This window comes from Hyphomonas sp. (assembly GCF_016125515.1).
Lineage (GTDB): Bacteria > Pseudomonadota > Alphaproteobacteria > Caulobacterales > Hyphomonadaceae > Hyphomonas.
Genome location: NZ_WGLO01000018.1, coordinates 76424 through 98697, shown reverse-complemented (window position 1 = coordinate 98697; position 22274 = coordinate 76424). Strand labels below are relative to the sequence as shown.

Below are 22274 nucleotides of genomic sequence, written 5' to 3'. Positions count from 1 at the left end.
TGGTGCTCGCCGTCAAAACGTGAGCCGAATACCCGCTCGAATGTTCCGGCCGGGCAGGGGCAACTCATCCTTGAGAACCGAGGTGGAAACGCGGGCTTCCTCGTCGGTCAGGTTGCGTATCTCAAGGAAGAGCTGAGTTCCGTCACGGCCCAGTCCGTACCCGGCGAGATCGTAGGCACTGCGAACGCCGAACAGGGTGTAACTGTCCGTCGGCAGTTCGCCGGCACCTTGATCGTTCTGATCGCCAGCCCAGGTGGCTGTGGCGCCCAGTTCAAGGCGTTCCCAGTTGGCGGTCGCGCCTGCGTTAACCGTTACAGGTGGAATCAGAGGCACATTGCCGCCGCTGTCGAGCTCCGCTTTGACGAAATCGATGCTGCCATCGAATGCCCAATCCGCAGAAAGCCACCCCGACGGAATGAAGTATGAGCCGTAGAGTTCACCACCCGAGAAGGTCGCATCGTCCTGCGAGAAGGCGAAGACAGAGATGCCATCGACTTCACTGACAGGCGCGCCGTTCTCGATGATCTGACTTGGGGTGAGATAGATGAAGTCAGAGAACTTCGTGACGAATGCGTTGAGGCCGATCGTCGCCGTGTCTCCGCTCCAGCGCAGGGTTGCTTCTGTGTTCAGCCCGCTTTCCTTGCCGAGACTGGCGCTGCCGACTTCGAATTGATTGGTCGCAAAGTGTGGGCCGAAGGCGAACAATTCGCTCTCGTTCGGTGCGCGCTCCGAGTAGGAGAGCTGCAGGCCCGTGAACCATCCTGAGTCGTAATGGTGATGGATGCCGATCGAACTGCTGAACAGATCAAAAGTCTTCTTGCCGGCATTCACATTATCCAGCTCGACGGTGTCGTAGCGCAGACCGCCTTCAACACTTGTGCCGCCATCCCACTCGCGGGTCTCGTAGAGGAAAACCCCCGTGCCGGTGGAGCTTGTCGGTGTCAGGAAGGATTCATCACCGATCGCCTCCACAGACTTGTCAAAATACTGGATTCCAAACGAACCCTTGATCTCGCCGATTTCATGATCGGCTTCAAGGCGCGCCTCCGTGCCATCGGAATTGAAGATGGTGCCCGGAACGCCGGCTTCCTCGAACTCCGTATGCGTATAATCGGCAAATGAAGCCGTGCCGATCACATCCGTCAGGAAGCCGTTGTTGATGTGTAGTCCGCCGCGGACGTCATACCGGGTCTGCTCCATGTCGATGAAAGGGCCAACCTCCGTCGGCAGGCCGTATTTGGCCGTCTGATTGCGCACAGCGGCGCCGAGGAAAGCGGTCTCGCCGATCCAGGACACTCCTCCCGCCACCGTGCCGGTTTCGACGAATGAATTGGGTTGAGTGTCGTTGGATTCCTCACTCGCGGGGAGGGGATCTTCCGCCCGAAGCGCCGCCGAACGGGAATAGGCCGGGATGGCGTAATCACTGAAATCGCGCGCAGACGCAGTCGCCGCCAGAACGAAGGGGCCGGTTACATATTTGACGCGGCCTGCGCCCTCGAGACCGTCGGTGGCGCTGTTGTAGGCGCCAAAGAGTTCGGCCGAAATGGGCTCATCCGGCAGCGTTTCCGAAATCAGTCCGTCCACCACGTTCACGACGCCGCCGATGGCCTGGCCGCCATAGGCGAGGGTTGCGGGACCCCGCAGGATTTCGATCTTTTCTGCGTCGATGCCATCCGCCGTCACCTGGTGGTCCGGGCTCGCGGCCGAAACGTCGATCACGCCGATGCCGTTGGTCAGCACCAAGACCCGTTCTGCCCCAAGGCCGCGTAGGATTGGTCGGCTGGCCCCTGCGCCAAAGAACGACGACGCCACGCCGGGCTGCCGGTCCAGCGTGTCGCCCAGAGACCCCGACAGATCAGCGACCAATTCCGCACGGTCGAGCGCGGTCGCATTGCCGACCAGTTCGTCGCTCGCGCGGTCCGGACCGGGCGCGGACGTGATCAGGACCGTGTCCAGCCGCCGGGCGGTGTCGTCTTCCTGCGCAAGAGCCGCGCCCGCCAGCGCATGGACCGATACTGCAGTTGCCAACAACACACGCTTCATGCGCGTCTCCTTTGTAATGTGATAAAGTCACATAGTCGGAGCCGTGCTAGGCTGGCAAGGGGGAGGCTGGAGTTTTTAATGTGCCTAGGCGGCGCTGCCGTCCACGCGCAGAAGCGAGCCAGTCGTGAAGCTTGAATTCGGACTGGCGAGATACAAGGCCGCCGTGATGATTTCGTGCGGATAGCCGGGCCGGCCCAGGGCGTTGTCGGCGCTTTGGCGCATCTCTTCGGGCCAGGCTTTGGAAATGTCAGTGAGGAACGGTCCCGGGCAGATCGTGTTGACGCGCACCTTGGGTGCATATTCGTGCGCCAGAGACAGGCTCATCGCGTTCAGCGCGGCCTTAGCAGATCCGTAGGGCACCACATGCGGCAAAGGCACAAGGCTGCCGGATGATGAGATGTTGATGATGCTGCCGCCGTTTTGGTCGGACATGCGCTTCGCCACCTGGCTGGCTAGCCGGAAGGGGCCCTTGAAGTTCAGATTCAGCACGCTGTCGAACAGGGTTTCGCTAACGTCATGGCTCGCCATGCGTGGGCCCGAGCCGGCGTTGTTGACCAGGATATCGACCCGGCCGAACGCAGTATAGGACGCTTCGATCAGTCCATCGATATCGTCCCAGCGCCCGCAATGCGCCGAGTGGGCAAGCGCTTTGCGTCCCATAGCGCGTACTTCGTTCGCAACGGCCTCACAGGCGTCCAGCTTACGGCTCGCGACGATGATGTCAGCGCCGTGTTCGGCAAAGGCCTTCACCATCTGGTAGCCGAGCCCGCGGCTGCCACCCGTCACGAGCGCCACCTTGCCGGTCAGATCGAAATACTTGCTGCTCATGTCGCCGCTCTCCCTGTATGCGGGTGAGTGTTCGACAGCGACTTTGGCAGATCAATCCTTGCCCACGCGGCAAGCGGCGGCTCAGCTGAGCAGGCCTGCAGCGAGATAGAACACGACCGCGCCCGCACCGGCGACCAGCGCGTGGGGGATTTGCGTGCGTACATGTTCGAGGTGGTCGCAGCCGGATGCGAGCGAAGCAATGATCGTCGTGTCCGAGATCGGAGAGCAGTGATCGCCGAACACTCCGCCGCCGAGGACCGCCGCCAGGACAAGCGGCAAGGGCAGGTCTGCTCCGATGCCGAGCGGAATGGCAAGGGGCACTAGGATGCCGTAGGTGCCCCAGCTGGTGCCCGTGGTGAACGACGTGATGGACGCCGCCACGAACAGCACGGCCGGAATGGCCCAGTTGTAGGGCATCGCCGAAGCGAGCTGGGCAATGAACGCACCTGTGCCCAATGCCTTCAGGCTGTCGCCCAACGCCAGGGCGAGGAAGATGATCGAAACGGCCGGCAGCAGGTCACCCATGCCCTTGAATCCGGTCTCGACGAGGTCGCCCGGATTGCCAGCCTTGCGCACCAGCAGCAGGAAAGCGACGATCGTCGCCAGGCACACTGCCCAGAGAATGGACTTCGATCCCGAGCCCGCCAGGATGTTGCCGCCGCCCGTCCAGGCCATGAAGCCAATCGAGCCGCCCACAAGGATGACCATCGGCAGCACGAATGCCCATAGCGACCCGTCGGAGGCCGGCGCGATGGGATCTGGGGCTGCTTGCGTTTGGACGGCCGCATCGGCGGTCCGCATGGGCCCGAAAGTGCGGTTTGAGAATACGACGAAGAAGACGAGGCCCAGCGTCAACAGCGCGTAGGCGTTCAGCGGTATCGAGGCTGCCATCACTGCCAACGGTTTGTCGACACCATTCGCGGCCAACAGGCTCAGGATAAAGGCGCCCCAACCGTTCAGCAAAATCAGCACACTGACCGGCGCGCAGGTGGAGTCGATGATATAGGCCAGGCGCGCCCGGCTCAGGTTCACCTTGTCGAACAGGCGCTGCCCCAGAAGGCCGGTGGCGAGCAGGCTGACATTCGTCTCGACGAAGATCAGCACACCTGAAAACGCCGTGATGAAGCTCGCCTGTCTTGGCCCCTTCACCATGCCGGATCGCGACAGCCAGCTCACCATCGCTTCGAATGCATTGGCGCGCTCCAGATAAGCAATCAGCGCACCGATGATCAGGCAGAAGAGCAGGATCCGGGTGTTGCCGCCGTCGCTGAAGACAAGCGCGCCGCGATCAATGCTACCCAAAAGGCCGACGGCAGGATTGAGCGCCGCCAGCAGCGTCTCAGACAATAGGATAGCCGCGCCGAGCGCCCAATAGACATTGCGCGTCAGCACGGCGACCAGCAGAGCGACGACAGGTGGTGTCGCAGCGAGCCAATCCATTCAGTTGATCGTCTTCGGCGAAGTCAGGCTGGACGTGCGAGCAGCCTCCACCTCGCGCAGGACGCGCATGAGGTTGCCCCCCCAGATGTTGGCGATGTCCTGCTGGGAATAGCCCGCATCGAGCAGGGCCGCCGTAACTTTGGGCAGGTCTGCAACATCCTTCATGCCGTCGACACCGCCGCCGCCATCCCAGTCTGCACCAACGCCGACATGATCAGGTCCGACCAGTTCCAGTGCGTAGAGCAGGTGTTCCTTGAATTTCTCGAAAGTGGAGCGCGGGGGCGGGAAGCTCTTGTCGAGTTCCTTGCGCGCGGCGCGGTATTCCTCGATCTGTTCCGGCGTCAAGGCCGATGGGTCGGTGCCGAACTTTGCGTCGAGTTCCGAAAGCGCTGCGAGCCGCTCGGGCGTCGCCACCAGTTCTTCGAGATATGATCCGTAGGCGTTCACCTGGATCACGCCGCCCTTGTCGGCGATGGCTTTCAGCAATTCGTCGGACAGGTTGCGGGGATGGTCATAAACGCCCTTCGGCCCCGAGTGCGACAATACCAGCGGCGTCTTCGAAATTGCCAGCATATCCCAAACCGTATCCTCCGAGGCATGCGAGCCGTCGAGAATGATGCCGAGGCGGTTCGCATCGCGCACCAGTTCTTCGCCCAGCGGGCTGAGACCGCCGAACACGGTGTTCACGTCGGTCGCGCTATCTGCAAACTGGTTGTTGCGGAAGTGGACCGGCGAAATCATCCGCAGCCCGCCGACATAGAACGCTTCCAGTAAGGACACGTCATTGCCGATCGGATAGGCGTTCTCCATGCTCTGGAACACGATTTTCTTGCTTTCGGCATTGATCCGGTCGGCGTCGTCCGCCGTGAACGCAAGCTCCACATCGTTGGAATACTTGGCGGCAAGTTCCCGGATTGAGGTCTGACGATCGAGCGCGGCCGTACGGGCAGAATTCAGTGAAGCGGCGTCCAGAGGTCCCTGTGCCGTGAAGATGACCCAGAAGCCGCCATCAAGCCCGCCCTCGTTCATGCGTGGCAGGTCGACCTGCGTGCCGTCTTCGTCGAAATTGCCGCGTTTGGAGAACGAGTACTCTTCGGTGTGGAAACTGGCGGGCGTGTCGAGATGGCTGTCCAACACCATGAAGCCCTGGTGCATGGTTTCAGTCGGGTTCAGGGCGGGAGCCTCGGTTGCCGGCGACGCGGCCGGGCTGGAGACATCTGGCGCACAGGATGCCAGAACAGCTACCGGCACCAGAAGAAATAAGCGTTTCATGTTGAGCCCCATATTGCCCGAGTTGACTGGATCCGTTGCGCCATCATGGCGAGGGGGCGCTGCGCGTCAACGCCCGGCGCCTCATTCCGGGCCGAACACCCGCTCGAAGATCGTGTCTGCGTGCTTGAAATGGTATTCGAGGTCGAAAAGGGCGTCGATTTCTTCGCCGGACAGTTTCCCCGTGACGTCCGGATCGGCCTTCAGAAGCGTTGCGAGGTCGCCTTCCTTCTTCCAGGTCCGCATCGCATTGCGTTGGACAAGGCGGTAAGCGTCCTCGCGGCTGCAACCGCTTTCGACGAGCGCCAGCAGGATCCGCTGCGAATTGTGGAGCCCGCCCATGCTGTTGATCGTGCGCAGCATGTTTTCAGGATAAACGACCAGGTTTTCGACCACGCCGCCCAGACGGTGCAGTGCGAAGTCGAGATGGATGGTCGCGTCCGGGCCGATGCCGCGTTCCACCGAGGAGTGGGAGATGTCCCGTTCGTGCCAGAGGGCAACGTTTTCCAGCGCCGGCGTCACCGCCGAGCGGACGAGCCGGGCGAGACCGGTCAGGTTCTCGGTCAGCACCGGATTGCGCTTATGCGGCATGGCGGACGAGCCTTTCTGCCCAGCCGAGAAATATTCCTCAGCCTCAAGGACTTCCGTACGCTGAAGATGCCGGATTTCGGTCGCGAGCCGCTCCACCGAAGAGGCGATCACACCCAGCACGGCAAAATACATTGCATGCCGGTCGCGGGGGATCACCTGCGTCGAGACCGGTTCGATCCGCAAACCCAGCTTCGTGGCAACGTGCGCTTCGACCCGGGGATCAATATTGGCAAACGTGCCGACCGCGCCGGATATCGCGCAGGTGGCCACTTCGTCGCGCGCGATCAGCAGGCGGGCTCGAGCGCGCTGGAACTCGGCATGGAACCCGGCCAGCTTGATGCCGAACGTTGTCGGCTCGGCATGGATGCCATGGCTGCGCCCGATGGTCGGCGTATACTTGAATTCGTAGGCGCGCTTTTTCAGCGCGGCGAGTACGCGGTCGATCCCAGCCAGCATCAGGTCGGCAGCGCGCACCATCTGGACATTGAGGCAGGTATCCAGCACGTCTGACGACGTCATGCCAAGGTGCAGGAAGCGCGCCTCATCGCCCACATGCTCGGCGACGTTGGTGAGGAAGGCGATGACGTCGTGCTTCACTTCGCGCTCGATCTCGTCGATGCGGTCCACTTCGAAAGCGGCGCGCTCCCGAACGGCGGCGGTGACGCCTGCCGGCACAATACCCATCGATTCCATCGCTTCTGCGGCAAGGGTTTCGATTTCCAGCCAGATTCCGAACCGGCTCTCAGGGGTCCAGATCGCTGCCATTTCAGGGCGCGTGTACCGAGGGATCATGGGACGATTCTCCGTTTGCGTTGCGCATGCCCATAAGGGCAGATGGCGCTGCGCGCCAGCCCGTGCGGGTGGCCTTGTGAGGCCGGGCCATATTGTTCCCGGGCTGGGCGCGTTAGTCTGGGCTCCGATTCGGAATGATCCACACAATGACGAAGCCTGCCAAACGCGCGCCCCCAGATCCCGTCCAGCCTCCAGATCTGTCGATCGGCGGGCGCCGTTGGCGGGTGCATCAGGCTGATCCGCGCCGGGTCCAGGCATTGCTACCAGCAGTGGGCGGGATTGACCTTCTGGCGCGCCTGCTCGCCGCGCGCGGTGTCGAAACTGCCGATGCGCCGGGTTATTTGGCGCCCACCCTGCGCGAGTTTTTCCCCGACCCCAGCAGCTTTGCCGACATGGACAAGGCCGCTGGCATCGTTCTTGACGCCATCCTCGATGGTCGCAAGGTGGTAGTGTTTGCCGATTATGACGTCGATGGCGGCACATCGTCGGCCATTCTGGCGCGCTATTACCGGGCCTGGGGCCGCGATCTCGGCCTCTATGTGCCGGACCGGCTCGAAGAAGGGTACGGCCCCTCGCCGGAGGCGTTCCGCTACCTCAAATCCAAGGGCGCAGAACTCGTAATCACGGTCGATTGCGGCGCGGCAGCGGTGCGGGCGCTCGATGAGGCCGATGCGATTGGCCTTCCCATCGTGGTGATTGACCACCACCTGATGTCCGGAACGGTGCCGAAGACGGCCGCGCTGGTGAACCCGAACAGGCCCGATTGCAACTCAGGGCAGGGCCATCTGGCCGCCGCCGGTGTCGTGTTTGTGTTCGTCGCGGCCATGAACCGCCTCGCCCGCGAGCGCGGTATCGCGCCGCCGAACGGCCTGCCGGACATCCTGCCGTTACTGGACCTCTGCGCCCTCGGCACCCTGTGCGATATGGCGCCCCTGAGAGGCGTCAACCGCGCCTTCGTGCGTCAGGGGCTCAACATGATGGCCCGCGACCAGAATCCGGGCCTGCGTGCCCTCGCGGATGTCTCAGGCATCGGCAAGATCGAAACCGTCTACCACGCGACGTTCCTGCTGGGACCGCGCCTGAATGCCGGGGGCCGCGTCGGTGACCCTTGGCTTGCGGCCAAGCTGCTCGCGACCGACGACCGGCAGGAAGCCATCGAACTGGCGGAGCGGCTTCATGGTCTCAACGATGAGCGCAAGGCGCTCGAAGCGGCCATCCTCGACGCAGCTACGGCGCAGGCCGAGCGGGCGCTCGCCGAACGGCCTGATCGCGGCATCCTGATCGCCGCCGGCGAAGGCTGGCACCCCGGCGTCATCGGCATCGTGGCAGGCCGGCTCAAGGATCGGTTCCACCTGCCCAGCATTGTCATTGGTTGGGGAGACGGCCTCGGCCCGGTCGCCAAAGGCTCGGGCCGTTCGGTCACAGGCGTCAATCTCGGCGCCGCCATTTCGGAGGCCGCCCGCCAGGGCGTGGTCCTCTCCGGCGGTGGGCATGCCATGGCCGCCGGTCTCAGCCTCGATCCGGAACAGCTTCCGGCCTTCGATGCCTGGATGTTGGACCACATGTCCGCCTTCGCGGCCGAGCGTGATGCCGCGCTTGACCTCGAGATTGACGCCCTCGTCGCGCCGGGCGCCGCTACAGTCCAGCTCGTGGCCGGCATCGCTTCGCTCGGTCCCTTCGGCGTCGGCGCGCCGGAGCCTGTGTTCATGTTGCAGGATGTCAGTGTCACAGGCGTGCGCCGCGTCGGCACCCAGCATCTGCGCTACACGATCGAGGATTCCAGCGGCCGGCTGGAAGCCATCGCCTGGCGGGCCGAGGGCACCCCCATCGGAGATGCCCTGCGCCAGGGTGGCCGGTTCAGCGTGGTCGGTCGATTGAAGGCCGACAACTGGAATGGCCGCGACAGGGTACAGCTCGAAACCCTCGACCTTACGCGCCTGTGAACATTCTTCGGCAAACGCTGTGAGGTGGGTTGCTCTGTATTGAATCAGTCGCTATATCGCGCCTCTCGAACCGGTGCGGTCCCTTCGTCTATCGGTTAGGACGTCAGGTTTTCAACCTGAAAAGAGGGGTTCGACTCCCCTAGGGACTGCCAGGTTTTCTGCCTTCATTTCGCCGCATCTCCCCCCGAATGAGAAACCGAATCACTTCGGGCTCGTGAACTTTGCGTGACAAGCGCGGAATCGCGGATTAGTTTTCGCCTCTGGGAAATGTGGGTTGATGAACAATAGCGTGGCAAGAAGCGAACCAGAACCGCCGGCGGCTGAGCCTGTTGTCCGCGTAATCGGCCATGTGAAATGGTTCGACAGCGCCAAGGGGTATGGATTTATCGTTGTGGAATCAACGTCGGATGCGGCGCTCATCGGTGACGTGATGCTGCACATTTCTAGCCTGCGCGATTATGGCGAAACCTTCGCGGATGAAGGGGCCAAGATCGTCTGCGACGCGGCGCGCCGTCCGCGCGGCTGGCAGACCGTCCATGTCATCGAAATGGAGCGCCCGCGCGCCGCCGTCGCCAAGGAGCGCGGCGAGCAGCTCGCCTTCGAGCCGGTCACCCTGAAATGGTTCAACCGGGCCCGCGGTTATGGCTTCGTTCGGCGCGAAGGGCATGAAGAAGACATCTTCGTTCATGCCGTAGCCCTGCGCAAAGCCGGCTTTGACGATGTCGAGCCCGGCGTCGAGCTGGAGGTGATCATCGAGTCGGGTGCCAAGGGAACGCATGTCCTCACGGTGCGCCCGCGCCGCTGAACAGCGTCTGGCGCTTGCCGCCCGCGAATTGCCCCTTTATTCCTCGCTGCATGACCCGCCATATCCTCACCTTCTTCGCCGCACTGGCCTTCATGGGCCAGCTCGCATTCGCCCAGCTCGCGGTCACGCCGCTGTCGATCAAGTCGGGCGAAACCGTCCACAAGTTCACGGTCGAGATCGCGGACACGCCGGACTCGATCCGTGAAGGCCTGATGTTCCGCGAAAGCCTCGCGCCCGATGCTGGCATGCTGTTCGATTTCGGCGAAGTGCGCCCCGCGGCCATGTGGATGAAGAACACACTCATCCCGCTCGACATGCTGTTCATGGACGCAGATGGCGAAGTCATTGCGATCGCCCGTAATGCAGTGCCCGGCTCGCTGCGTTCGCTTGGCCCGGGCGTTCCGGTTCGCGCTGTCCTCGAAATTCCGGGCGGCCGCGCCAAGGAACTGGGCATCAATCCGGGCGACAAGGTCACGCATCCGATCTTCGGAAGCGCCGGTGGCTGACGCGGCCGTGCCGGTCCGGGACCCGCGTCCCGGCTTTGCGGCCACGCCATCCCGGGGAAAGTTCACCCTTCATAACGGTCCCAGCTACCGCGCGACCGGTGAAGGCGACATCCGCACCGGTCTCTGGGTACTCGACCGGCATTGCAACGGAATGGGCTTCCTGCATGGCGGCATGGCCTGCGCCTTTGCAGACAGCGCGCTCGCCTGGGCGGTCTGGTCTGCCACCGGCAAGATGTCCGTCACCATCAAGCTGACCGTCGAGTTCATGGAAATCGCCCGCGAGGGCGAATGGATCGAAGCTCATCCGGTTGTCACGGCCGTTGATGGCGAGTTCGTGCACGTCACCGCGCGCATCGTGAAGGAAGACGGCGGACTGGCGGCCCGCGCCGACGCGGTGTTCCGCACGCTGCGCCGCAAGGGCTGAGGCGTAATATCGCGCGGCATTTGGTAGGGTGATGTTTCCGCGTTAAAGCTGTGCAGAAGCTTGCACATCCTGAACGACTGGAGCGCCGCAGCCATGGAACTTGACGCCCTCTTGCTTTCGCGGCTCCAGTTCGCCTTCGTCGTTGCCTTCCACATCCTGTTTCCGGCATTCACCATCGGTCTCGCCGCCTTTCTGGCCGTTTGCGAGGGCCTCTGGCTTCGCACGAAGAATGATGTGTTCAGGCGGCTGTACCTGCATTGGGTGAAGATCTTCGCGCTCGCCTTTGCCATGGGCGTCGTGTCCGGCGTGGTGATGAGCTATCAGTTCGGCACCAATTGGAGCGTCTTCTCCGAGATCACGGGCAGTGTGATTGGACCTCTGCTTGGCTATGAAGTCCTGACAGCCTTCTTCCTCGAAGCGACCTTCCTGGGCGTCATGTTGTTCGGCTGGAACAAGGTCGGCCGTACGCTCCACTTCGTCGCCACCTGCGCTGTTGCCATCGGCACCACGATCTCGGCTTTCTGGATACTGTCGGCCAATAGCTGGATGCAGACACCCGATGGTTTTGCCGTCGATGCAGCGACGGGCAACCTTTACGCAACCGACTGGATGAAAGTGATCTTCAATCCGAGCTTCCCCAGCCGCCTGATGCATATGCTGCTGGCTGCCTACACCACGACCGCTGCGGTCGTGCTGGCAGCGGGCGCCTGGCAGGTTTTGAAGGGGCGCACCACCGAGCCGACCCGCTGGCAGATGCGCATGGCCGCAGGCACGCTCGCGCTGGCCATGCCAGTGCAGATTTTCGCGGGCCATTGGTCGGGCGAAGTGGCGCACAAGCACCAGCCTGCCAAGGTCGCCACCATCGAAGGCTGGTGCACTTCAGCGCCTGTCCAGGGCACCGTGCTGGTTGCTTGGCCGGACAATTCCGAATGCGGACATTCCGGCATCACCGTCCCGGGCACGAGCCCTTACCTGTTCCCGAACGTTAAGGACGGCGAAATCCTCCACGGTCTTGATGCCTGGCCGAAGTCCGATCTGCCGCCGATGTGGATCGTCTTCTGGTCATTCCGTATCATGGTCGGCTGCGGCCTCGGCATGTTGGCGATGGGTCTGTGGGGCCTGTTCCTCTGGTGGCGCAATCGTCTCGACCATCCCGGCTTGTTCCATATGGCGGCGGTTCCAGCCGGCGGATTGGGGTTCCTCGCCGTTGTCACCGGCTGGGTCGTCGCGGAAGTCGGGCGCCAGCCCTATACCGTCTACGGCGTTCTGCGCACGGTCGATAGCGTCTCGCCGGTCAGCGCGGGGCAGGTGGCCACCTCGCTGCTGGTCTTCATGGTCGTCTATGCCATCATCTTTACCGCCGGCGTGGTCTACATGGCGCGCATCGCCACCCGCGGATTTGACGACAGGCCACCCGGCGCCTCCGGCAAGGAGCGCCGCGCGCCCGGCTCACCGCTCGGTGCGGTCGACGAACCGGCCGAGGCGCCGGACGATATCGTGGCTGCGGAATAGGGGACGGACATGGCAATCGACTATCCGCTCATCTGGGCTTTCATCCTCGCCATCGGCGTGATGATGTACGTTCTTCTCGACGGATTCGACCTCGGCGTCGGCATGCTGACGACCCGCGCGCGCAGCGATGAAGAGCGCAACATGATGACCGCGACCATCGAGCCGGTCTGGGACGGCAATGAGACCTGGTTGATCATCGGCGGCGGTGGGCTGTTTGCGGCTTTTCCGACGGCTTATGCCATCATCATGCCGGCCTTCTATCTGCCGGTCCTCCTCATGCTGGCGGCGCTCATCTTCCGCGGCGTCGCATTCGAATTCCGGCATAAAGCCGTCCGACCTCTGACGAAACGCTTCTGGAACGGCGCCTTCGCCGGCGGCTCATTCGCGGCCGCATTCGCGCAAGGCATCATGCTTGGCGGAATGGTGCAGGGCATTGCGGTTGAGGATGGCGCCTTTGCAGGCGGTGCGTTTGACTGGCTGACACCCTTCACACTGCTCACCGGCCTTTCGGTTGCCGTCGGCTACCTGCTGCTCGGCGCCTGCTGGCTTGTGCTCAAGACCGAGGGGGAGATGTTCCTGCGCGCCCGAAAGTGGGGGCTCGCGGGGCTCGTGGGCGTGTCGTTCTGTTTCTTTGCGGTCAGTCTCGCCACGCTCGCGGTCGATGCCTCGATCGGCGACCGATGGGGTTTCTCGATGCAGTATATCGACTTTGCGACACTTTTGCCGCTCTCGCCGGTGCCGCTGACCGGGATGGCACTCTGCATCTGGCTGGCGCGTGATCTCTGGATGAAACCGGGCGTCAATAGCGCGCCGGACTGGCGGCCGTTCCTGCTGGCGACCGGTATTTTCATCACCGGCTATTTCGGCATCGGCATCAGCCTCTATCCCTATATCGTACCGTTTGAGCTGACCGTGTGGGACGCGGCTGCGCGCGACAACGCGCTCGGCCTCATGCTCGTCGGCGCGGCCATCATGCTGCCTATCATCCTGATCTACACGGCGTACGTGTACAGATTGTTCTGGGGCAAGGTGAAGCCCGGTGACGGCTATCATGCTTGAGCCGGTCGGCCCCGGCGAAGACGATCACCAGCCTCTGGTGAAGCGCCTTGGCTGGTTCTTCGTAATCGCCTTCGTGTCGATGCTCGTGGTCGCGGCCGTCGCCTATGCGTTACGGGCTGCGCTGTTCATCCACTGATGCCCAGCTCGGCCAACGCAAAGGCCTTGATCGACTTGTAGTCGGCCTTGCCGTTTGAGGCGCGGCCAAGATTGTCCTTGAACAGGATCCGCTTCGGCGCCTTATACCTTGCCAGCTTGCCCTGCACGAAGGCGCGCAGCTCGTCCTCGCTCACATCGCTGTCCAGTGACACAACCGCCGTCACGGCCTGACCCCACTTGTCGTCCGGCACGCCCACCACCAGCGCATCGCGAACCGCCGCGTGGGATTTCAGCGCTTCTTCGACCTCCTCGGGATAGACCTTCTCGCCAGCCGTATTGATGCAGTTCGAGCCGCGCCCCAGCAGCGTGATCGAACCATCTGCTTCAACGGTGCACCAGTCGCCCGGAATGGCATAGCGCATTCCGCCAATCGTCTTGTACGTCTTCGCGGTCTTTTCGGGGTCTTTGTAATAGCCCAGTGGCACGGCGCCGCCGCGTGCAATGAAGCCCGGCTCGCCGCTCCCCGGAACCACTTCGCGGTCATCCTCGGTAAACACCTTGCAGGCCGGCCCGATCTCGAACTTCGAGGTTTGCGTGCCACCATCGGCGGTGGTGATCGACGATCCGAATCCGACGGCTTCCGACGCGCCAAAACTGTCAGTCAGCGCGGCCTGCGGCATGTGCTTCAGCAGTCCCTGTTTGACCTCTGCGCTCCACATAACGCCGGATGATATGATCGCCAGCACGCTCGACACGTTCCAACGGCCCGGATTGGCATCCAGGCACTGCAACATCGGTTTGCCGAAAGCGTCGCCAACGATCGCCATGCTGGTCACGCCTTCGCGCTCGACCGTGGCCCAGAGGTTTTCCGGATCGAACTTCTTGTTCTCCGTCAGCGTCACGACGCCGCCGCCATTCAGCATCGCGCCCATCGCGGTGAACAGGCCCGTCCCGTGCATCAGCGGGCAGGCGGGCACCTGGCGCGAGAAACGTCCCACGGTCAGCGCATTCTGCACATGCTCGTCGATATTCGCCGGCACCGGCAGCCCCGCTTTGCGCGCGCCCTCCATGCCGGCTTCGCGCCAGATGGCATGGGTCCACATCACGCCTTTCGGCATGCCGGTCGTGCCGCCGGTATAGAGCAGCAGCAGGTCGTCGCCCGAGCGGGGGATATTCAGCGGCGAGGGGTCGCCTGTGGTGGCCAGCGTCTCGTAGGCCTTTGCGAACGGTAGGGTCTCCGCGCCGCCCACCTGCACCCAGACCTTCACCTTCGGCAGCCGTGCGCGCACGCGCTCCACTTCGGCAGCAAAGTCCGCATCGAAGAACACAACGGTCGAATCGGAATTGTCGAAGATGTAGACAAGCTCATCGTCGAGATAGCGGTAATTGACGTTCACATGGGCCAGCCGCGCTTTGAAACAGGCCGCCAATCCTTCCATGTATTCCGGCTGGTTGCGCAGATAGAATCCCGCCTTGTCGCCTGGCTTGGCGCCCAGCGAGTGCAGCGCACGGGCAATCCGGTTCGAGCGTGCGGTCATCTCCGGCCAGGAAATGCGCCGGTCGCCATGCGCCAGCGCGATGTCCTCAGGCCCCAGCGCCGCGCCCACGGCGTCCAGCATGTCACCGAAGTTCCAGTCCATCGTCGCGTTCTCCCCTTCGCCATTTTCGGCGTGATGTTTCGGGAGATGGTAGGAGCGAGGGCCGCACGGAGCAATCATGACCCAAAGGAAACAGCCCCCCGGATTTCTCCGGAGGGCCGCTCGATTTTCTGGTCCGGAAAAGGGTCCGGGCTTAGAAGCCCATGTCACCCATGCCGCCCATGCCGCCGGGCATGCCGCCGCCGCCAGCCGATTCCTTCTTCGGCGCTTCGGCAATGCCGGCTTCCGTCGTGATCAGCAGGCTGGCCACCGAAGCGGCGTTCTGGAGGGCCGAACGGACCACCTTCACCGGGTCGATAACACCCATGACGACCAGGTCGCCATACTCTTCGGTCTGAGCGTTGAAGCCGTAGGAGCGCGACTTGTTCTGCAGGATCGTGTTGACCACCACCGAACCTTCGACGCCGGCGTTTTCGACGATCTGGCGCAGCGGCGCTTCGAGCGCCTTGCGGACGATGTCGATACCGGCCTTTTCGTCGTCGTTCGCGCCGACCACGTCGATGTTCTTCGAAGCGCGCAGCAGGGCAACGCCGCCGCCCGGAACGATGCCTTCTTCGACAGCCGCACGGGTTGCGTTGAGCGCGTCATCAACGCGGTCTTTCTTTTCTTTCACTTCGACTTCGGTTGCGCCGCCGACCTTGATGACCGCAACACCGCCCGCGAGTTTCGCGAGACGCTCTTGCAGCTTCTCCTTGTCGTAATCCGACGAAGTGTCTTCGATCTGCTTGCGGATCTGGTTCACGCGGGCTTCGATTTCTTTCTTCTTGCCGGCGCCGTCGACGATGGTCGTGTTGTCCTTGTCGATCGTGATGCGCTTGGCTTTGCCCAGCATTTCCATGCCGACGTTCTCGAGCTTGATGCCAAGGTCTTCAGAGATGACCTGACCACCCGTCAGAACGGCGATGTCCTGCAGCATGGCCTTACGGCGGTCGCCGAAGCCCGGAGCTTTCACGGCAGCGATCTTCAGGCCGCCGCGCAGCTTATTGACAACGAGAGTGGCAAGGGCTTCGCCGTCGACGTCTTCAGCGATGATGACGAGCGGTTTCTGCGACTGGACCACGGCTTCGAGGATCGGCAGCAGCGGCTGCAGGCTCGACAGTTTGGACTCGTGGAGCAAGACGAGGGCGTCGTCGAGCTCGACCATCATCTTGTCCGGATTGGTGATGAAGTACGGGCTGATATAGCCGCGGTCGAACTGCATGCCTTCGACGACGTCGAGTTCGGTTTCAGCCGACTTGGCTTCTTCGACCGTAATGACGCCTTCGTTGCCAACTTTTGCCATCGCTTGGGCGATCATCTCGCCGATTTCGCGCTGGCCGTTGGCCGAGATCGTGCCGACCTGCGCGATCTCCTCGTTGGTTTTCACCTTCTTGGCGTGGTGGGCGAGGTCGGAGACGACTTCGATCACGGCCTTGTCGATGCCGCGTTTCAGGTCCATCGGGTTCATGCCCGCGGCGACGCGCTTCATACCTTCGCGCACGATGGCCTGGGCCAGAACCGTTGCGGTCGTGGTGCCGTCGCCGGCGGTGTCGTTCGCTTTCGATGCCACTTCGCGCAGCATCTGTGCGCCCATGTTCTCCAGCCTGTCTTCCAGCTCGATTTCCTTGGCGACCGTCACGCCGTCTTTGGTCGTGCGCGGGGCGCCGAACGATTTCTCGATGACAACGTTACGGCCTTTCGGGCCGAGCGTGACTTTCACGGCGTTTGCCAGGACGTCTACGCCGCGGAGCATTTTCTCGCGGGCGTCAGCGCCAAAAACTACAATCTTTGCAGCCATATTGAGTTACCTCTTGAATTGTTTGGGGAAGGAAAGGGGCGGAGACTTATTTGGTCTCCAGGACGCCCAAGATGTCGCTTTCCTTCATGATCAGCAGCTCTTCGCCGTCGATCGTGACTTCCGTGCCGGACCACTTGCCGAACAGCACGCGGTCTTTTGGTTTCACATCCATCGGGATGATCTCATTGTCATCACCGCGGGCGCCTTTGCCGACGGAAACGACGATGCCCTCCTGGGGCTTCTCTTTCGCGGTGTCGGGGATGATGATCCCGCCCTTGGACTTTTCTTCTTCCTTGATGCGGCGAACAACGACGCGATCATGCAGGGGACGAAGTTTCATTCTTTGTGCCTCTTCGATCAAAACAGATATTTGGATCTATCTATGGGTTCTGGTCGCGAGCAGGCGGGAGGTGCGGTGAATTAGCACTCACCCGGGTCGACTGCTAACGATGCGCTGGAGATAGTCAGTCGCCCGTTCGGCGTCAACCATTCCCTGATGCGCAGCGGTAAACTATTTCCTCTGGGGTCATTTGCGCCCGACGGTTTACGAATGGCTTGAAAATATTAGGGATAAGCCGCACCGGCGCTGCGCTTACCATACCGGCCCGGCTGGACGCGACGGCGTAAGCCCGGTTTCGGCGCACCTGCCGCATCCGCACAACTTGTAAGGTTAACGGATTGTGGTGGGAGAGGCGCGAAATCCCCGCTCGGGCTCAGCCTGAATTCAATGATCCTGCAGTAGACTGGGCACAAGATAAGGGATGCAGGATGAGCACCAGACTTCGTGATATATTGGCGTCAGTAAACTACTTCGCCTTGGTGAGTACCTCGGCGGTGACGATTTCCTTTATCGTTTCGCTCGTGGTCTACAAGCTCGGCATTCCGGTAAACGCCGGCGATTATATCCGCCTGAACTTGTTCGTGACCGGCTGTATCGCGGTTCCGACCGGCATCATCGCGACGCTCCACGATTTCCATTCCCGTGTTTACCAGCGCCGCCTCGAAGCGCTCGCCTGGACCGACGAGCTGACGGGCCTCCTGAACCGCCGCTTCTTCATGCGGGCCGCCGATGAGGAATGCCACCGCATGCGCCGCACCCAGCGCACCGCCGCCGTGGCCATCCTCGACATCGACTTCTTCAAGGAGGTCAACGACCTCTATGGTCATGCGGCAGGCGACAAGGTGCTCAAGGCCATCGCCCAGATCGCCTATGCCGAGCTGCGCGGCCCCTTCGACAAGCTCGGCCGCTGGGGCGGGGAGGAATTCGTCGTGCTGCTCAGCGATGTGACGCCGGAAAATGCCCGCATCGTCTGCGACCGCCTGCGGGCCCGCATCCAGGCCGCCCTGATCGAGGCCGGTGACTACCAGGTCTGTGTCACGGCGAGCTTCGGCTTCTGTATGCTCTCCTCGGGCTCGAACGTGATGCTCGCAATCGAAGCGGCTGACCGGGCCCTTTATGAAGCCAAGCGCCTCGGCCGCAACCGGGTCGAGATGGCCGAGTGTGCCCACGCCGCCGATGTCCAGGATATCACCGAGTTCAAGCAGCGCGTCGCCGCCGGGAAGCGCCGCCTTGCCGTCGACGAGGAAGGCCTCGACGACCTGCGTGCCGCAGCCGTGGCACAGGCCGGGGGTCTGCGCGCAGATAGCCGCGCCCGGTTCTCCCGGTAATCTGCACCGCCGGTCAGGCTCTGCCCAGCCGGCGCTTGCCGCCCCGCTGATTTCCTGATTGGAAACGGTCCTCGCGCCATCGCGGAGGACACCCATGACCCAATCGCCGCCCCGGACCGGTCCGCTTACGGACCTGCGCGTCATTGAGTTGGGCCAGCTCATCGCTGGCCCGTTCTGCGGCCAGATCTTTGCCGACATGGGCGCCGACGTCATCAAGGTGGAGCCACCGGGGCAGGGTGATCCCTTGCGCGAATGGGGCCGCGAAGGCTTTCCGCTCTGGTGGTCGGTCGTCGCGCGCGGCAAGCGCTGCATCACCGCCAACCTGCGCGAACGGGAGGGGCAGGACCTCGTCCGCCGCCTAGTGGCCGAAGCTGATTTCCTGCTGGAAAACTTCCGCCCCGGCACGCTGGAGAAGTGGGGGCTTAGCTACGAAGCGCTCCAGGCGATCAACCCGCGTCTCATCATGATCCGCGTGTCCGGCTACGGCCAGACGGGGCCATACGCCGAACGGGCAGGCTATGCCTCGGTCGGGGAGGCGATGGGCGGGCTGCGCTACGTGATGGGTGAGGCCGACCGCGTGCCCTCCCGCGCCGGCATATCCCTCGGCGACAGTCTTGCGGGCCTCTACGCCGCCCTCGGCGCGCTCGCCGCGTTGCACCACCGGGAGAAGACCGGCGAAGGCCAGATGATCGATGCGACCATCTACGAATCCGTTCTGTCGGTGATGGAAGGCCTTGTCCCGGAATACCAGTTCGAAGGCTACACCCGCGAACGCTCGGGCTCGATCCTGCCGAACATCGCCCCGTCAAACATCTATACCGGGTCGGACGGCATGGTCATTGTCGCCGCCAACCAGGACACGGTTTTCGCGCGTCTTTGCACCGCCATCGGGCAGCCGGATCTGAAAGACCATCCGGACTACAAGTCGCATGTTGCCCGCGGCCAGCACCAGAAAACCCTCGACGATCTTATCCAGGCCTGGGCGTGCACGCGCACGATTGACGACATCGAGGCGACCATGATTGCCAATGGCGTCCCGGTCGGGAAGGTCTATCGCGCGGCCGATATGCTGGCCGATCCGCATTATGCCGCGCGGCAGTCCCTTGTCGACGTTCCGAGCCAGCGCTGGCCCGGGCTCAAGCAGCAGAACGTCTTCCCCAAACTCTCCGCCACGCCTAGCCGCATCCGCTGGGCCGGCCCCGACCAGATCGGTTCGCATACGGAAGAAGTGCTGACCGAGATCCTGAACCTGACCCCGGAACAGGTCGCAAAACTCCGCGCCAGCGGCATCGTCTGAACAAAGCCATCCCGCGCCTATGATTCCGGCCAGCGCCTTGACCCAGTGTGATCCTGCCTCGCCTAGCGCGCCGTAAGGCCGCCGTCGACCACGTGTTCCTGCCCGGTCGAGAAGCTGGACGCATCCGAGGAAAGCCACAGGATCAGCTGCGCCACTTCTTCCGGTTTGCCCGCCCGGCCCATCGGTGTGCCGCCCATCGCGATCACGTTCGGATCCAGCGCGTTGCCGCCGGTATGGGCAGTCATGGCGCTCACCTGTTCGGCCGGCATCGTCTCGGTGATCCGGGTGATGTCCTTCTGCCAGATCGGTGTGTCGATGATTCCGGGGTGAACCGAGTTGACCCGGATGTTGAGCCCCAGTGCAGCGCACTCGACTGCGGCGGCCTTGGTGAACAGCCGTACGGCGCCCTTTGAGGCGCAATATGCGCTGACGCCCGCCGATCCGCGCAGGCCCGCCACGGAGGACAGGTTGATGATCGAGCCCCCCCCTTTCATCGCCCGCATGGCCGCGCGGGTACCCAGGAACACGCTGTCGGTGTTGACCGCCATCTGCTTCTGCCAGTCGGCCAGCGAATACTCGAGGATTGCGCCGGCAATCGCGATCCCGGCATTGTTGACCAGGATGCTCGGCGGTCCGAACTGTTTCTCGGTTTCCGCAATGACAGCATCCCAGCGGGCCTCGTCCACCACGTCCTGTTTGGCGATGGCGCCGGTGCCGCCGGCCTTCTTGATGAGGTCCAGGGTCTCCTTCAGGCCCGCCTCATCGAGGTCGGTCGCCATGACCTTGGCGCCCTCCTGTGCGAGCAAGACCGCCGTCGCCCGGCCGATTCCGCTGGCCGCCCCTGTAACAATCGCGATTTTACCGCTGACTTGACCCATGTATTCCTCCCTGTTTTGAGGACCACACTAGCAGGCCGGGCGCTTGACGCGAGCGTCTTATTGGTGTTTTACCCGCCTCTTCATGACGGGATGGTGCGGAACCGCCGTTGTAATCGCAGGCACAATGGAGTGTTTGCCGGTCCGCGCTGACAATGAGGTACTACCATGTCACGTCGCCATAGCGCGAAGTACAAGATCGACCGTCGGGTCGGCGAAAACATCTGGGGCCGTGCAAAGTCCCCCTTCAACAAGCGTAACTATAAGCCGGGCCAGCATGGCCAGAACCGCCGCAACAAGGTCTCCGACTTTGGTATGCAGCTGATGGCGAAGCAGAAGCTGAAAGCTTACTACGGCGACATCACCGAAAAGCAGTTCCTGAAAACCTACGAAGAAGCCGCCCGCATGAAGGGCAACTCGGCCGAGAACCTGATCGGACTGCTTGAGTCGCGCCTCGACGCCATGGTTTACCGCTCAAAATTCGTTCCGACGATCTTCGCGGCCCGCCAGTTCGTCAACCACGGCCACGTCACCGTGAACGGCCGCCGTTGCAACATCAGCTCCGCACGTCTGAAGCCGGGCGATGTGGTCCAGGTCCGCGAGAAGTCGCGCAACCTCGCCCTCGTCCTGGAAGCCCTCGGCAGCGCAGAGCGTGACATCCCGGAATACATCGAGGTCGACCCCAAGGCGATGACCTCCACCTACAAGCGCGTCCCGGCTCTGGCCGACGTGCCATACCCGGTGAAGATGGAGCCGGCTCAGGTGGTCGAGTTCTACTCCTCGTAAACCGTCTGAATTTCTTGAAGTTTCGGGAAGGCCGCGCCAGACTGGTGCGGCCTTTTCATTTGCAGGAGCCCCTGATGGCCATTCCTTCGATTGCCGAAGTCCGCAAAGCGCTCATCGCGCAGCCGGGCAAGGAATTCGACCTGTCGAAGTGCGACACTACCGGCCGGGAGGTGTTTCCGGACAAGGCGGAGGCGGAGACCAGTCTCAAGAAGGATGCGGCCGTCATCAACGAACTGAAGGACATGCTCTATGCCGAGCAGCGCCGCTCGCTGCTCGTCGTATTGCAAGGCATGGACACGGCAGGCAAGTCCGGCACAATCAAGTCCGTCTTCGCGGAGACGACCCCGCTCGGCATGGAGGTGAAGGCCTTCAAGGCGCCGAGCAGCGAGGAACTGGCGCGTGACTATCTCTGGCGCGTTCACAACGCCGTACCCCGGCGCGGCAATGTTGGCATCTTCGACCGCTCCCACTACGAAGATGTGCTCGTTGTGCGCGTGCGCGGCTTCGCGCCGCTCGAGGAAGTTGAGAAGCGCTACGACCAGATCAACGCCTTCGAAAAACACCTCGCCGAGAACGGCACGACGATTCTGAAGTTCATGCTGAATGTCGGTTATGAGGAGCAGGGGATCCGCCTGAAGGAACGGGTGGAAGAAGTCCACAAGCTCTGGAAGTTCAACCCCGGCGACTTGGATGACCGGTCGCGCTGGGCCGAGTTCATGCAAGCCTACGAGATCGCGATCCGCCGCTGCTCGACCCGGCATGCGCCCTGGTATGTCATCCCGTCCGACAGCCGCACCCGTCGTAGCGCGATGGTCGCCCGGATCGTGCGCGGCGCCCTGGAGGGCATGGACCTGAAATGGAAGGACCCGGGCTACAGGCCCGAGTCCTATAATTTCAGCTGAAGC

General features: G+C 62.7%; 20 protein-coding genes and 1 tRNA gene. 12 read left to right on the top strand and 9 right to left on the bottom strand.

Annotation, left to right across the window (positions count from 1 at the left end; all coding sequences use genetic code 11):
- Positions 1–12: 12 nt before the first annotated feature.
- From GC148_RS13555 to purB, 5 genes are all read right to left on the bottom strand, one after another.
- Positions 13–2043 (bottom strand): TonB-dependent receptor, encoded by a 2031-nt coding sequence (locus GC148_RS13555; RefSeq protein WP_291071488.1) that lies wholly within the window; start codon positions 2041–2043, stop codon positions 13–15.
- Between the two features lie 84 nt (positions 2044–2127).
- Entirely contained in the window at positions 2128–2871 is a 744-nt protein-coding gene (locus GC148_RS13550; RefSeq protein ID WP_291071486.1) for a glucose 1-dehydrogenase, read from the bottom strand.
- Positions 2872–2952: 81 nt separating this feature from the next.
- The gene (locus GC148_RS13545) at positions 2953–4311 is read right to left on the bottom strand and encodes a Na+/H+ antiporter NhaC family protein (protein ID WP_291071484.1); all 1359 of its coding nucleotides are present in this window, start codon (positions 4309–4311) and stop codon (positions 2953–2955) included.
- Positions 4312–5583: a dipeptidase gene (locus GC148_RS13540; RefSeq protein WP_291071482.1), complete on the bottom strand. Its 1272-nt coding sequence runs from the start codon at positions 5581–5583 to the stop codon at positions 4312–4314.
- Positions 5584–5664: 81 nt separating this feature from the next.
- Positions 5665–6963 (bottom strand): adenylosuccinate lyase, encoded by a 1299-nt coding sequence (gene purB / locus GC148_RS13535; protein ID WP_291071480.1) that lies wholly within the window; start codon positions 6961–6963, stop codon positions 5665–5667.
- Between the two features lie 146 nt (positions 6964–7109).
- Here purB and recJ point away from each other — a divergent pair, with 146 nt between their 5' ends.
- The 8 genes from recJ (at position 7110) to GC148_RS13495 (ending at position 13348) form a co-directional block, all read left to right on the top strand.
- The gene (recJ, locus tag GC148_RS13530; protein WP_291071478.1) at positions 7110–8906 is read left to right on the top strand and encodes a single-stranded-DNA-specific exonuclease RecJ; all 1797 of its coding nucleotides are present in this window, start codon (positions 7110–7112) and stop codon (positions 8904–8906) included.
- Between the two features lie 77 nt (positions 8907–8983).
- A tRNA-Glu gene (locus GC148_RS13525) sits at positions 8984–9058 on the top strand.
- Between the two features lie 125 nt (positions 9059–9183).
- The gene (locus GC148_RS13520) at positions 9184–9711 is read left to right on the top strand and encodes a cold shock domain-containing protein (protein WP_291071477.1); all 528 of its coding nucleotides are present in this window, start codon (positions 9184–9186) and stop codon (positions 9709–9711) included.
- A gap of 50 nt (positions 9712–9761) precedes the next feature.
- Positions 9762–10217, top strand: a complete 456-nt coding sequence (locus GC148_RS13515) for a DUF192 domain-containing protein (RefSeq protein ID WP_291071475.1) — start codon at positions 9762–9764, stop codon at positions 10215–10217.
- The gene (locus GC148_RS13510) at positions 10210–10641 is read left to right on the top strand and encodes a PaaI family thioesterase (RefSeq protein ID WP_291071474.1); all 432 of its coding nucleotides are present in this window, start codon (positions 10210–10212) and stop codon (positions 10639–10641) included. Before GC148_RS13515 ends, GC148_RS13510 begins: the two co-directional genes overlap by 8 nt.
- 93 nt (positions 10642–10734) lie before the next feature.
- On the top strand, positions 10735–12153 hold the full coding sequence (locus GC148_RS13505) for a cytochrome ubiquinol oxidase subunit I (RefSeq protein ID WP_291071472.1): 1419 nt from the start codon (positions 10735–10737) through the stop codon (positions 12151–12153).
- Positions 12154–12162: 9 nt separating this feature from the next.
- The gene (cydB, locus tag GC148_RS13500; RefSeq protein ID WP_291071470.1) at positions 12163–13212 is read left to right on the top strand and encodes a cytochrome d ubiquinol oxidase subunit II; all 1050 of its coding nucleotides are present in this window, start codon (positions 12163–12165) and stop codon (positions 13210–13212) included.
- The gene (locus tag GC148_RS13495; protein ID WP_291071468.1) at positions 13193–13348 is read left to right on the top strand and encodes a hypothetical protein; all 156 of its coding nucleotides are present in this window, start codon (positions 13193–13195) and stop codon (positions 13346–13348) included. Before cydB ends, GC148_RS13495 begins: the two co-directional genes overlap by 20 nt.
- On the opposite strand, the gene GC148_RS13490 is transcribed toward GC148_RS13495, so the two are convergent.
- From GC148_RS13490 to GC148_RS13480, 3 genes are all read right to left on the bottom strand, one after another.
- Positions 13338–14948, bottom strand: coding sequence for an acyl-CoA synthetase (locus tag GC148_RS13490; protein WP_291071466.1), 1611 nt, complete (start codon positions 14946–14948; stop codon positions 13338–13340). The genes GC148_RS13495 and GC148_RS13490 overlap by 11 nt on opposite strands.
- A 151-nt stretch (positions 14949–15099) precedes the next feature.
- The gene (gene groL, locus GC148_RS13485; protein WP_291071464.1) at positions 15100–16743 is read right to left on the bottom strand and encodes a chaperonin GroEL; all 1644 of its coding nucleotides are present in this window, start codon (positions 16741–16743) and stop codon (positions 15100–15102) included.
- A gap of 46 nt (positions 16744–16789) precedes the next feature.
- Positions 16790–17083, bottom strand: a complete 294-nt coding sequence (locus tag GC148_RS13480; protein ID WP_291071462.1) for a co-chaperone GroES — start codon at positions 17081–17083, stop codon at positions 16790–16792.
- Positions 17084–17511: 428 nt separating this feature from the next.
- Between GC148_RS13480 and GC148_RS13475 the strand changes: the two genes are divergently transcribed.
- Both GC148_RS13475 and GC148_RS13470 read left to right on the top strand, forming a co-directional pair.
- The gene (locus tag GC148_RS13475) at positions 17512–18411 is read left to right on the top strand and encodes a GGDEF domain-containing protein (RefSeq protein WP_291071460.1); all 900 of its coding nucleotides are present in this window, start codon (positions 17512–17514) and stop codon (positions 18409–18411) included.
- A 94-nt stretch (positions 18412–18505) separates the two neighbouring features.
- On the top strand, positions 18506–19708 hold the full coding sequence (locus GC148_RS13470) for a CaiB/BaiF CoA-transferase family protein (protein ID WP_291071459.1): 1203 nt from the start codon (positions 18506–18508) through the stop codon (positions 19706–19708).
- Between the two features lie 62 nt (positions 19709–19770).
- Here GC148_RS13470 and GC148_RS13465 read toward each other — a convergent pair whose 3' ends face one another.
- Entirely contained in the window at positions 19771–20586 is an 816-nt protein-coding gene (locus tag GC148_RS13465; protein WP_291071458.1) for an SDR family oxidoreductase, read from the bottom strand.
- 165 nt (positions 20587–20751) lie between these two features.
- Between GC148_RS13465 and rpsD the strand changes: the two genes are divergently transcribed.
- The gene (rpsD, locus tag GC148_RS13460) at positions 20752–21369 is read left to right on the top strand and encodes a 30S ribosomal protein S4 (protein WP_291071457.1); all 618 of its coding nucleotides are present in this window, start codon (positions 20752–20754) and stop codon (positions 21367–21369) included.
- A 74-nt stretch (positions 21370–21443) separates the two neighbouring features.
- Positions 21444–22271 (top strand): PPK2 family polyphosphate kinase, encoded by an 828-nt coding sequence (locus GC148_RS13455; RefSeq protein WP_291071455.1) that lies wholly within the window; start codon positions 21444–21446, stop codon positions 22269–22271.
- Positions 22272–22274: the final 3 nt, after the last annotated feature.